The 12,822-nt window shown below is 47.1% G+C and carries 9 protein-coding genes; 8 read left to right on the top strand and 1 reads right to left on the bottom strand.

Going from position 1 to position 12,822, the window contains the following annotated elements; genetic code table 11:
• Nucleotides 1-148 precede the first annotated feature (148 nt).
• The 8 genes from D8S93_RS19880 (at nt 149) to tldD (ending at nt 10,988) form a co-directional block, all read left to right on the top strand.
• Nucleotides 149-1,192, top strand: coding sequence for a rod shape-determining protein (locus D8S93_RS19880; protein WP_005381144.1), 1,044 nt, complete (start codon nt 149-151; stop codon nt 1,190-1,192).
• A 150-nt stretch (nt 1,193-1,342) separates the two neighbouring features.
• On the top strand, nt 1,343-2,242 hold the full coding sequence (gene mreC / locus D8S93_RS19875; RefSeq protein WP_152815022.1) for a rod shape-determining protein MreC: 900 nt from the start codon (nt 1,343-1,345) through the stop codon (nt 2,240-2,242).
• On the top strand, nt 2,232-2,720 hold the full coding sequence (gene mreD, locus D8S93_RS19870; RefSeq protein ID WP_012841380.1) for a rod shape-determining protein MreD: 489 nt from the start codon (nt 2,232-2,234) through the stop codon (nt 2,718-2,720). The genes mreC and mreD overlap by 11 nt, the downstream gene beginning before the upstream one ends.
• Before the next feature lie 4 nt (nt 2,721-2,724).
• Entirely contained in the window at nt 2,725-3,294 is a 570-nt protein-coding gene (locus D8S93_RS19865) for a Maf family protein (RefSeq protein ID WP_048626847.1), read from the top strand.
• An 18-nt stretch (nt 3,295-3,312) separates the two neighbouring features.
• The gene (rng, locus tag D8S93_RS19860; protein ID WP_005381138.1) at nt 3,313-4,782 is read left to right on the top strand and encodes a ribonuclease G; all 1,470 of its coding nucleotides are present in this window, start codon (nt 3,313-3,315) and stop codon (nt 4,780-4,782) included.
• 12 nt (nt 4,783-4,794) lie between these two features.
• Nucleotides 4,795-8,676 (top strand): YhdP family protein, encoded by a 3,882-nt coding sequence (locus tag D8S93_RS19855; protein WP_319803050.1) that lies wholly within the window; start codon nt 4,795-4,797, stop codon nt 8,674-8,676.
• Nucleotides 8,677-8,709: 33 nt separating this feature from the next.
• Nucleotides 8,710-9,531 carry a carbon-nitrogen hydrolase family protein gene (locus D8S93_RS19850; RefSeq protein WP_085344285.1) on the top strand — a complete coding sequence of 274 codons (822 nt, stop codon included), beginning with the start codon at nt 8,710-8,712 and terminating at the stop codon, nt 9,529-9,531.
• Nucleotides 9,532-9,542: 11 nt separating this feature from the next.
• Entirely contained in the window at nt 9,543-10,988 is a 1,446-nt protein-coding gene (tldD, locus tag D8S93_RS19845) for a metalloprotease TldD (RefSeq protein ID WP_047009150.1), read from the top strand.
• 67 nt (nt 10,989-11,055) lie between these two features.
• Here tldD and D8S93_RS19840 read toward each other — a convergent pair whose 3' ends face one another.
• Nucleotides 11,056-12,432 (bottom strand): PhoH family protein, encoded by a 1,377-nt coding sequence (locus tag D8S93_RS19840; RefSeq protein ID WP_006742346.1) that lies wholly within the window; start codon nt 12,430-12,432, stop codon nt 11,056-11,058.
• Nucleotides 12,433-12,822 lie beyond the last annotated feature (390 nt).

The raw sequence follows: 12,822 nt of genomic DNA, 5'->3' as shown, positions 1-12,822 counted from the left end.
CTTAGGTTTTTGGCCTTAAGTTAGGAAACTGCAAGAAATTGAGGCTTTCTGCTCATGTTTGTGTACCAATACCTTGCTGTGACAGCGAGGCATTGGTACATTTAGAGCAATTTTTGTCTTCTATATTTTTGCAGGATGAGCGAAGAGTATGTTTAAGAAACTTCGTGGCATGTTTTCTAACGATCTATCTATCGATTTAGGTACAGCCAACACTCTAATTTACGTAAAAGGGCAAGGAATTGTCCTTGATGAACCTTCTGTAGTTGCTATTCGTCAAGATCGTGTAGGTTCTGCAAAAAGCGTTGCTGCAGTCGGTCACGCAGCAAAACAGATGCTTGGTCGTACACCTGGCAACATTTCCGCTATCCGCCCAATGAAAGACGGCGTAATCGCTGATTTCTACGTAACCGAAAAAATGCTTCAGCACTTTATCAAACAAGTGCATGACAACAGCATCCTAAAGCCAAGCCCACGTGTTCTTGTTTGTGTTCCTTGTGGTTCTACCCAAGTTGAGCGTCGCGCAATTCGTGAATCAGCTCTCGGTGCTGGCGCGCGTGAAGTTTACCTAATCGACGAGCCAATGGCGGCAGCAATTGGTGCAGGCCTGCGCGTATCTGAGCCGACAGGTTCAATGGTGGTTGATATCGGTGGTGGTACAACTGAAGTTGCGGTTATCTCTCTAAACGGTGTGGTTTACTCATCGTCAGTACGTATCGGTGGTGATCGCTTTGATGAAGCCGTGATCAACTACGTACGTCGTAACTACGGCAGCTTGATTGGTGAAGCAACGGCTGAAAAGATCAAACACGAAATCGGTTCTGCTTACCCTGGCGATGAAGTTCAAGAGATTGAAGTTCGCGGTCGTAACCTTGCAGAGGGTGTGCCACGCAGCTTTAGCCTGAACTCAAACGAGATCCTAGAAGCGCTTCAAGAGCCGCTATCTGGCATCGTCTCAGCAGTCATGGTTGCACTAGAGCAGTGTCCACCAGAGCTTGCTTCAGACATTTCTGAAAACGGCATGGTTCTGACTGGTGGTGGCGCGCTACTGAAAGATCTCGATCGTCTATTAATGGAAGAAACCGGTATCCCTGTGGTTATCGCGGAAGATCCACTAACGTGTGTTGCGCGTGGTGGCGGTAAAGCACTAGAAATGATCGACATGCACGGTGGCGATCTGTTCTCTGAAGAATAAAGGTTTAGGTGAAGCTCATGTCGGGCTTCACCTTCATTTCTGCTCTCTCTGTAATTCAAACATGCTCCATACCTAAAAGTATTTATTTAAGTATTTTTAGGTTGCCAAGTAAGGCTCAATAATCATGGAAGCAATCAGGTCAAAAACAAGATGAAACCGATTTTTGGCAGAGGTCCGTCTCTGCAATTACGTCTGTTTTTTGCTGTCATCGTGTCGGCGAGCTTAATGCTGGCTGATAGTCGTCTAGATACGTTTTCCAACGTCCGATACTTATTGAACAGTATGGTTGCACCGATTCAATACGCAGCCAATTTGCCTCGCAGCATGTTCGATGGCGTATTTGAACGTTTTAATACTCGTCAGGCATTAGTTGAAGGCAATCGCAACTTAAAGCGAGAAGTGCTACGCCTGAAAAGCGAGCTGATCTTGCTCGATCAATATAAAGAAGAAAACCAACGTCTACGCAAATTGTTAGGCTCTTCATTTGTCAGGGATGAAAAGAAAGTCGTAACTGAAGTGATGGCGGTTGATACTTCACCTTATCGTCATCAAGTGGTGATTGATAAAGGACAAATAGACGGTGTGTACGTCGGGCAGCCAGTGATCAACGAAAAAGGCATTGTTGGTCAGGTCACGTTTGTCGCAGCGCACAACGCACGTGTTCTGTTGCTAACGGATGCGAAAAATGCGATTCCTGTCCAGGTGATCCGTAACGATATTCGAGTGATCGCGTCGGGCAATGGTGAAATGGATGAAATCCAACTGGAGCACATTCCAACCAGTACTGATATTCAGGTTGGCGATCTACTGGTGACATCCGGCCTAGGTGGGATTTACCCAGAAGGGTACCCAGTCGCGACGGTTACCAATGTGGATCACGATACGCGCCAAGAATTTGCGTCAATCAAGGCTGAGCCAGTTGTAGAGTTTGATCGCTTACGTTATCTACTGCTGATTTGGCCGAATGAAGATCGTCAACACAAAGTGCTGCGATCCAATGTGGATGAAGGATTAGAGCAAAAAGAACAAGAGGTAACTGATGGCCAATAATGTAGTGAGCAGCCGAATGGTGATTGGTGTCAGTTTCTTCGTTGCGCTGGTATTGCAAACCATTCCGTGGCCAGGTGTGTTAGATGTTTTACGTCCATCATGGTTGTTCCTTGTAACGTGTTATTGGGTGTTGGCACTGCCGCACCGAGTGAACGTTGGAACCGCGCTAGTACTGGGCTTATTATGGGATATCTTGATCGGTTCAACGCTTGGAATTCGCGGCATGATGATGTCGATTGTCATCTATCTGGTGGCGTTGAATTTCCTGTTGATTCGTAACATGGCATTGTGGCAACAGTCGATTTTAATTGCCTTTTTTACTGCGTTATTGGAAGTTTTGATATTCTGTGGGGAATATTTGAACCAGGACGTAGTATTTAATCCATTATCTCTGTGGACGGCAGCAATAAACTGTATACTTTGGCCATGGATGTTTTTATTAATGCGACGAGTTCGTCGTGCATGGCACGTAAGGTAAAGCGGTGAAGAAAAGCTTATCTCTCGTTCTCGCTTCGGGTTCTCCGAGAAGAAAAGAGCTGCTTGCTCAACTAGGTTATGACTTTGAGATCGTATTGCCTGATATTGAGGAAGCCAAACAGGCTCATGAGCAGGCACGAGAGTACGTGCTGCGTCTTTCTTTGGAAAAAGCTCAGGCAGGCTTAGCATTAGCTAAGCCTGATTCCGTTGTATTGGGCTCTGACACGGTCGTAGTATGCGATGACCGTGTGCTAGAAAAACCAAAAAGTTTTGAAGATTCAAAGCGTATGCTTACTGACTTATCCGGTCGTCGTCATCAAGTGATGACTGCGGTGAGCGTCGTATCATCGGAACAACAACATTCAGTGGTCGTCACCACTGACGTGTGGTTCAAGCAACTGACTCACGAAGAAATCGAACAATATTGGCAGTCAGGAGAGCCATGCGATAAAGCTGGAAGTTATGGTATTCAGGGACTCGGAGGGCGATTTGTCACCCGAATCGAAGGCAGTTATCACGCTGTAGTAGGCTTACCTTTGTTCGAAACCGATCAGCTAATTCAAGAATTTTTATAATTGTTTTGAGGTGTGCACATGAGTGCAGAATTGCTGCTTAACGTGACCCCGAGTGAAACTCGTGTGGCCATGATTGAAGGTGGAGTACTACAAGAAATACATATCGAGCGCGAATCGCGTCGCGGCATTGTGGGCAATATATACAAAGGCAAAGTCAGCCGAGTACTGCCAGGTATGCAAGCGGCTTTCGTCGATATCGGTTTAGATAAAGCGGCGTTTTTACATGCGTCAGATATTGTCCCGCATACCGAATGTGTGGCAGAGAACGAAAAACAGCAGTTTCAAGTCCGTGATATCTCTGAGCTGGTACGTCAGGGACAAGACATTGTTGTACAAGTGGTCAAAGATCCGCTCGGCACGAAAGGCGCGCGTTTAACGACGGATATCACATTGCCTTCACGTTATCTTGTCTTTATGCCGGGTGCCAGCCATGTTGGTGTCTCGCAGCGTATTGAGAGTGAGAAAGAGCGCGAGCGTCTGAAAAAAGTGGTGAACCATTACTGTGATGAGCACGGTGGTTTTATCATTCGTACCGCAGCGGAAGGCGCAGATGAAAAAGAGCTTTCTCAAGACGCGGCATTTCTTAAGCGCTTGTGGCTAAAAGTCATGGAGCGTCGTTCAAAATACAAAACGCGTTCAACGCTTTACGGTGAACTTGGTTTGGCCCAGCGTATTCTGCGTGATTTTGTCGGCACAGAGCTCGATAAAATCATGGTCGACTCCCGCCTCGAATATGAAAACCTGAAAGAATTCACTTCTGAGTATGTACCTGAGTTAACAGACAAGCTTGAGCTTTACGAAGGTGACAAGCCAATCTTTGACATGTACGACACCGAGAATGAAATTCAGCGTTCTTTAGAGCGCAAGGTTGAGCTAAAGTCGGGTGGCTATTTGATCATTGATCAAACTGAAGCTATGACAACTATCGACATCAACACTGGTGCATTTGTTGGTCGTCGTAATCTCGAAGAGACTATCTTTAATACCAACATTGAGGCAACTCAGGCTATTGCTCGTCAGCTGCGTTTGCGCAATCTCGGCGGCATCATCATTATCGACTTTATCGATATGGCGTCTGAAGAGCACCGTCAGCGAGTGCTTACCTCATTGGAAACCGCACTGGCTAAAGACCGAGTAAAAACCAACATCAACGGCTTTACTCAGCTCGGCTTAGTCGAGATGACGCGTAAGCGCACACGAGAAAGTATTGAACATATCTTGTGTTCTGGCTGTCCTACTTGTGAAGGCCGTGGTAGCGTGAAAACGGTTGAAACCGTGTGCTTTGAGATATTACGCGAGATTACTCGTGTAAACCGTGCTTACGACGCCGATAATTTTGTTGTGTACGCATCGCCGTTTGTTGCTGAAGCGCTGTTGGGTGATGAGTCTCATGCATTGGCTGAGCTCGAAGTATTTATTGGCAAGCAAGTGCGAGTTCAGGCTGAGCCCCTGTACATTCAGGAACAGTTTGACGTCGTAATGATGTAATTTGGAACATTTGTGAATTCTGGTGTTAACCGTTTTGGGCGTTTTTGTGCGTGGAGTTTAGTTACTGTACTGGTGTTATTGGCCATATTAGTAACCACACTGCGCGTCACATTGCCACAACTTAACCACTTCCAAGATGAGATCAAAACCTGGGTCAAGCAGGACACAGGTTTTGACTTTTCTATCGCCAACGTCGCAGGGACGTGGCGCAATAATCACCCCTCCATCGCGCTACTCGGTTTAGAAGCGAACCTGCCGAATATTCAGGATGCACGCTTTGCCGTTGAAGAAATCCAAATTGAATTCGATCTCATTCAATCTCTTTTGCAACTCAAACCGGTGGTCGCAGACCTCACCATCCATAACCTCGCTCTGGATATTCACACCGTAGACATTCTGCCGACCTCTAGTCGTCAAGAGCAGGAACCGAGTGTGGACAAGAGCGAAGTGAAGCTCATCGACCAACTCGACTCACTTCTTTTACGTCAGTTTGAAGACTTCACCATTACCGACTCACGGATTTGGTATAAATCGGTATCTGGTGAGACTCGCCGTTTAGATATCGAGCAGCTCCGTTGGAGCAACCAAGGCAAGCACCACTTAGCAGAAGGCACCGTGAACATTGCCGATGTTCGTCTGAATTCATTGTTAGTGAGCGCTAACTTTAAAGACCATGGTTCGCTGCGTGATGTGTCTGGTGAGTTTTACGTGAGTGCCCAAGATGTCTCAGTGACGCCTTGGTTAACCACTTACATGCAAGAAGAGTCGGGTGCTGAGTCGGGTAAGGTCAGCTTAAACACTTGGCTGACGCTGAAACACAGCCAACCGAATGATGCGTATGTTGAACTATTACCTTCTGAGCTGGTGTGGAATGAAAACGGTCGTCATGAGCTGTTTATCGAGTCAGGTATTTTCAATCTTCGACCAGATAAACAAGGTTGGAAAGTAAATGGTCACTCACTTCGGATCCGAACCGACAACACCCCTTGGCCGGAATTAGACGCAGCGTTTGATTGGCAACCGAATGGTTGGACGCTCAACCTTTCTCAACTCGATATCGAAGCACTTATTCCGCTCATCAAATTGGCTCCAGAGTCGGAATCGACCAGTGACCTTATCAACAAATTGGCACCGAAAGGCCGAGTTGAAGATGTTCGCTTGTCCATGAACGGTGGTTTAGACACGTTACGCTACTCCGCGGAACTGGATGAACTCGCGATGACGCAATGGGAACTGCTACCAGGATTCCATCATGTACAGGGCAGTGTATCTGGTAATTTAGATCAGGCAAAAGCGAAAGTAACCGTCATTGATGATGTATTTCCGTACGGTGATGTATTTCAAGCTCCGCTGAATATCAAACAAGGTGAAGTCGATATTATCTGGCAGCAAGATGAGAGCGGCTGGCGCTTGTGGTCTGATAAAGTGACGGCTGCGACACCGGATCTTCAAGTACTAGGAGCATTCCGTCTTGATTTTCCAAAAGAACAAAGCCCATTTTTATCGTTTTATGCTGAAGCAGATCTCTATAACGCAGGTGAAACATGGCGTTACCTGCCGACTCTGGCACTCGGACAAGACTTAACGGATTATCTATCGACTGCGATTCAAGGTGGTAAAGTTAATACGGCTAAGCTGCTGTGGTATGGCGAGTTAGGGGATTTTCCTTATAAAGATCATAATGGCATGTTTCAGGCGTGGGTCGGTTTAAAAGACGCTAAATTTAGCTTTGATACGGCGTGGCCAACCATCACGGATCTGCAGCTGGACTTGCTGTTTGAAAATGATGCCATGTATTTGGATTCAAAGTCCGCCACGTTAAATGGTGTCCATGCAAAGCGTATTACCGGGCGAATTCCTGAGTTGGCGGAAGGTGGACACATTGAGATTGAAGCCAAAGCGAGCGCGCCGGGCAATGAAGTTCGTGACTACATGATGGCGACGCCATTGGTGGACTCGGTCGGGGCAGCGTTGACGGCGCTGCAAGTGAGTGGTCCGGTTTACTCTGAGTTCCAGCTCAACATTCCGTTTGATTTTGAAAAAGAGTCCCGTGCTTGGGGTTATGCCGATTTAACAGAAAACCGTGTCGATATTGAAGCGCCGCCAATGACGCTGGAGAAAGCCACAGGGCGTATCCACTTCGATAATGATGTGGTCACCACATCGGGTTTGTCTGCAGAGTTGCTTACCCAGCCTATCTCCCTCGATTTTCGTGGTGAGAGTGCGGAACAGGGCTACAATGTGACGATTAACACATTAGGGGATTGGGACGTTGAGCCTCTCAAACCTTATGTTGGCGAGCGTTGGCTAAAGCTTGTTTCTGGGCATGCGCCGTGGCAAATGGACATTGACTTACAACTTAATGATGTAGGCTTCACCTATCAACTTGATGTGTTGGCGCAGCTAAATCGTTTAGCGAGTCAATATCCCTATCCGCTAGCGAAACAAGTTGGCGAGTCCGGGCAAGCAAAACTACAGGCATCCGGCAACCAAGAAAGTATCTCAGCAAGACTACAGATACCAAATGTTAAGTATCAAACCGAGATAGATATAACTGGCGATGTACCTGTTCTGACGGCGACTCATTTAATGGTCGGCAAAGGTGGTTTCAGGATCAGCCCTATTGTCGGACACGATGCATCAGTGCGTGTCGGTGAGCTTAATTTAGACCAGTGGGCAGAGCTGGTTCAGGGCTCAGAAAGCAAGCCGTCATCGTCTGTTTTGGCAAGCATGAAGACGCCGAGTATTCCATTGCCTACACGGATTGATGTTGAAACGCCTAACTTGCAGCTTGGTGGGATTGAGTTTCATGATGTGGACTTCTCCGCAAGCAAAAAGAATTTGAGCTGGCAACTCGATGTGGACAGTCAAGAGGTTAAAGGTAAGGCTAACTATCTGAAGCCGTATGACTTATCGGTCTCTTTGGAGCACTTGCACCTGTATATTCCAGGGTTTGAAGAGATGACCAAAGAGCGCAGCTCGCTCTTTGCCAGTGAAGACCAAAACGCGCCTTTGATTACCAATTTTGACCGCCAGTTTCACGCTGAGATGCCAAACTTAACTTTGAACATCGATGATTTTTGGTTGCAAGGTTACAAAGTGGGGAAGGTGAATGTTGATTTGCAGCGTCGCGAGAACCGTTTGGAGTGGAAAAATATCACCTTTAGCAGCGGCAAAAACCGCATTGATATGAGCGGTTGGTGGGATCTGACAAAAGAGAGTAGCCATTCCAACTTAACCATGAAAATGAAAGGTGATAACAACACTGATCTTATGGAGCGCTTTGGTATCACATCGGGTATTCAGCAGGCACCATTTGAGATCAATGCCAATATGGAATGGGACGGCGCGCCTTGGTCGATGAAGACACAAACCTTGCAAGGGAATGTCTCAACGGAATTTGGTAAAGGCGTGATCAGTGAAGTCAGTGGTGCGGCACGCTTGTTAGGCTTGTTCAGTTTGGATTCTATCATCCGTAAGATGCAGCTCGACTTTACCGACGTATTCGACAAAGGCATGGCGTTTAACTCGATCACAGGCACGGGCAAAATCCAAGATGGCGTATTTATCACCAACGATATCGTGATGGATGCGTTAGCAGGGGAAATGCAGATCCGCGGCATCGCCAATATGAACAGCAGAATGGTCGATGCGGAAGTGAAGTTCACCCCAGACATCACATCAGGCCTACCAATGCTGACCGCGTTTGCAGTAGCGCCACAAACCGCGTTGTATGTTTTAGCCATCTCAACAGTGATTTCTCCGGTGGTTGAGGTCTTCACTCAAGTCAATTATGAAGTGAAAGGCCCACTAGATTCACCAACGGTGAAAGAAATTTCGCGAAGTAAAGGTGAATACAAACTGCCAGAAAAGCTGCGTGAACAGGCCAAATAACTCACCGACTAAAATGGAATAAGGAGGAAACACATGGAACGTGTTGGCATTATTCAAATGACATCGGGTCCAGATATCACCGCGAATCTGGACTTTATTGAAAAACAGTGTGCTTTGGCGAGTAAGCAAGGTGCCAAGCTTGTCCTTACCCCTGAAAATACGGTGCTGTTTGCCAACCGCGAAGCGTACCATCAACATGCAGAGCCACTTGGGAGTGGCGTGATTCAACAGCGGCTCTCTGAAATCGCAAGAAAGAACCAGTTAACACTAATTGTCGGAAGCATGCCCATTCAAACCGCAAAAGGTGTCACGACCACAACGCTTGTATTGCCGCCGCACGGTAAATGCATTGCTCACTATGACAAACTGCATATGTTTGATGTCGACGTAGCCGATGGTTATGGTAGTTATCGTGAGTCGGATACGTTTATGGCGGGTAATCAAATAGTCGTGGCGGAAACCGATATCGGCAGCGTTGGATTGAGCATCTGTTACGATCTTCGTTTCCCTGAGCTTTATAAAGTATTGCGCCAAGAAGGCGCGGATATCATTGTGGTGCCTGCTGCGTTTACCGCTGTGACGGGGCAAGCTCACTGGGAAGTATTATTGCGAGCTAGAGCGATTGAGACACAATGTTGGATTTTGGCGAGCGGACAAACTGGAACGCATCCATGTGGACGAAAAACATGGGGACACTCAATGGTCGTTGACCCTTGGGGACGTATTCATAAACAGCTTCAGGATGAAGTAGGCTTATTGGTGACAGAGATAGATTTGTCACAGAGCCAACAAGTAAGGCAGAATATGCCGCTGACTCAACACAGTCGCTTTCAAAATGAATTGAGACGGAAATAAAAGAGCAAACTATGAGCACAAACCAAATAGAACAGGCACTCCTTGCCCCAAATGGTCTGACAGAGCAAGACATTGCTGACACGCTTGCCAGCATTGCGACACGCCAGATCGATTATGCGGACATTTACTTTCAGTCCAGCTGGCATGAGTCTCTGGTTCTAGAAGACAGCATCATCAAAGATGGCTCTTTTAACATTGATTGTGGTGTTGGTGTCCGCGCCGTAACTGGCGAAAAAACAGGCTTTGCCTACTCTGATCAAATCCAGCCTGAAGGCCTGAAGCAGAGTGCAATGGCGGCGCGCGGTATTGCTCAGCAAGGGCAAAATGGCAAAGTTCATGCGTTTAAACGTACGGAGAACCAAGCGTACTACGCGGCTGTGAATCCACTAGCTGAATGGGAAAAGCAGCAAAAAACAGAATTACTTAAGTCTCTAGATGCTTACATCCGCACTAAAGAACCATTGATTAAAGAAGTCTCGATCAGCATCAGCGGTGTGCATGAGCAGATGCTTGTTGCGGCAACAGACGGTACTTATGCAGGCGATATTCGTCCTTTGGTACGTTTGTCTATTAGCGTGCTCGCTCAAAAAGGTGAACGACGTGAACGAGGTAGCGCTGGTGGCGGTGGCCGTTTTGGTTACGATTTCTTTTTAACGGAAAGCAATGGTGTGAAACAAGCTTTCCATTATGCAGACGAAGCGATTCGCATGGCGCTGGTAAACCTTGAAGCAGAAGCCGCACCAGCAGGCATGATGCCAGTGGTATTGGGCTCAGGTTGGCCAGGCGTATTGCTACATGAGGCGGTAGGTCATGGCCTAGAAGGTGACTTTAACCGTAAGGAATCTTCGGTCTTCTCTGGCAAAATGGGTCAACAAGTGACGTCTTCACTGTGTACCATTGTTGATGACGGTACATTAAAAGACCTTCGTGGTTCACTCAATGTGGATGATGAAGGGGTGAATGGCCAGTACAACACGCTTATCGAAAATGGTGTGCTGAAAGGTTACATGCAAGACAAGCTAAACGCGCGGTTAATGGGTGTGAACCCAACAGGTAACGGTCGTCGTGAGTCGTATGCACATTTGCCGATGCCGCGTATGACCAACACCTACATGCTTCCAGGTGAACATACGCCAGAAGAAATCATCTCGACGGTAGAGAAAGGGTTGTATGCGCCAAACTTTGGTGGCGGTCAGGTGGACATTACTTCGGGTAAGTTTGTATTCTCCGCATCGGAAGCGTACTTGATTGAAAACGGTAAAATTACGCGTCCTGTTAAAGGTGCGACGTTGATTGGCTCAGGTATCGAAGCCATGCAGCAAGTCTCTATGGTCGGTAATGACCTAAGTATCGACAAGGGCGTTGGCGTATGTGGTAAAGCAGGTCAAAGTGTGCCAGTTGGCGTTGGTCAGCCGACCTTGAAATTGGATTCACTGACGGTGGGTGGTACTGAGTAACTCATTAAAATCGTTATAAAAAGAGCGCTCATTAGAGCGCTCTTTTGTTTTTGTGAGTCGATGTCGACTACAGGTTCTCTTCGGCAAACTCTGCCAAGCGGCTACGAACCACGCCGTTAAGGTGAATATTCGCGCTGCCTTCAAAGTTCTTGAAGCGTTCAACCATGTAGGTCAAACCAGAGGTCACAGGGGTGAGGTAATGGGAGTCAATCTGCGCCAAGTTACCGGAGCAGACGATTTTGGTTCCTTCGCCGCAGCGGGTGATGATGGTTTTGATTTGTGAAGCGGTGAGGTTTTGACACTCATCAAGCAGCACAAACGCATTTTGAATCGAACGGCCACGCATAAAGTTGATCGATTTAAACTGAATATTGGCTTTATCACAGATGTACTTCAATGAGCCTTCAGTGCAGTGATCGTGTTTATGTAGCGCTTCCAAGGTATCGGTCACCGCCGCTAACCACGGCATCATTTTCTCCTCTTCTGAGCCGGGTAGGAAGCCAATGGATTCACCGATGTCTGGCGTGTTACGCGTCACGATAATTTTATCGAACATGCCTTTTTCAATGGTTTGCTCCAGTGCTGCTGCCATGGCTAATAGCGTTTTACCACTACCAGCGGCACCGGTTAAAATCACCAGGTCAATATCCGGGTCAAGTAAGGCATCCAACGCCATTCCTTGGTAGATGTTTTTTGGTGTGATGTCCCAAGCCTTACGGTGCATCATGCGTTCACGGCTCAGGTCGAGTAGCGTTAATTTGTCTTCATTGATGGTTTCCACGCGGCCAGCAAAGTCGCTGTCTTCATCAATCACATATTGGTTAATAAAGGTTGGTTCAAAAGGTTCACGACTGAGCTTGTGATAGGTTTTTCCGCCCAGCGCATAACTTTCCACTTCCTCAATATCACTCCAGAAGTCCCCCTCACGTAGTTGAAAGCCTTTGGTGAGGTATTGAATGTCGTCAATCAGTTGATCGGTTCGGTAGTCTTCAACAAAACGTACGCCAGCGCCTTTGGCGCGCAGACGCATGTTAATGTCTTTCGTGATCAGTACCACTTCACGTGGTGCTCGTTTGTTTTGCAGATAAAGCACCGCATTGAGTATGCGGTTGTCACCGGCTTTGTCGGCGAAGGCTTTGACGGTTTCCTGCAGTTCAAAATCCGCCAAAATGGAAATGGTGCCTTGGTCGGGGCTGTCTTTAGAAACAGGAATACCTTCAGAAATTTCATCGGGCGTTGCTTCTTTAAACAAATCTTCCAAAGCGCGAATAGCCACGCGAGCGTCTCTTGCGACATCGCGTTTGCTGTCTTTGATTCGGTCGAGTTCTTCCAACACGGTCATGGGGATAACGACATCGTGTTCTTGGAAAGAGAAGATGGCAAAGGGTTCATGAAGAAGAATGTTGGTATCAAGTACAAACAGTTTCCGATCGGTATCGCCCATAGCGTCTCCTTGCCGTAATACGGCTCTGCATGCGAGTGGTTAGGTCGTTCTCAAATAGGTGTGAAGCGGCCTAACTCTGATTGCTTGCAATAGAGGTTGTCGGGCTGATGTCGGTTAGTGTGCAACCGAGTAGCAAGACAACTTACTGCAAACCCGTGTTGATCCTAATCGTGTACTAACGCGCTTAAATCATATGCAATGGTTTTAAACGCCCCTCACTAGAAGTATACGTAATATTTACGTTCTACAACTTAATAATTGGCATGAGTATTTTACAATTTGATTGCATTTATAGTTTGGGAAAAAAAGTTTCCGCTTGATGCGGTTTCGGCGTGACCTAAATCACAGCTTCAAGTAAGATTAGCGACCTTTTTCTGCGTATAGGCTACG

Origin of the sequence: Vibrio sp. VGrn 2 (assembly GCF_009361695.1) — a bacterium.
GTDB classification, from domain to species: domain Bacteria; phylum Pseudomonadota; class Gammaproteobacteria; order Enterobacterales; family Vibrionaceae; genus Vibrio; species Vibrio diabolicus.
This window is presented reverse-complemented; position numbering and strand designations above follow the sequence as displayed.

Coding starts and splice junctions, on each gene's coding strand:
- D8S93_RS19880 (WP_005381144.1), top strand. CDS start 149: ATGTTTAAGAAACTTCGTGGCATGTTTTCTAACGATCTATCTATCGAT.
- mreC (WP_152815022.1), top strand. CDS start 1,343: ATGAAACCGATTTTTGGCAGAGGTCCGTCTCTGCAATTACGTCTGTTT.
- mreD (WP_012841380.1), top strand. CDS start 2,232: ATGGCCAATAATGTAGTGAGCAGCCGAATGGTGATTGGTGTCAGTTTC.
- rng (WP_005381138.1), top strand. CDS start 3,313: ATGAGTGCAGAATTGCTGCTTAACGTGACCCCGAGTGAAACTCGTGTG.
- D8S93_RS19850 (WP_085344285.1), top strand. CDS start 8,710: ATGGAACGTGTTGGCATTATTCAAATGACATCGGGTCCAGATATCACC.
- tldD (WP_047009150.1), top strand. CDS start 9,543: ATGAGCACAAACCAAATAGAACAGGCACTCCTTGCCCCAAATGGTCTG.
- D8S93_RS19840 (WP_006742346.1), bottom strand. CDS start 12,432: ATGGGCGATACCGATCGGAAACTGTTTGTACTTGATACCAACATTCTT.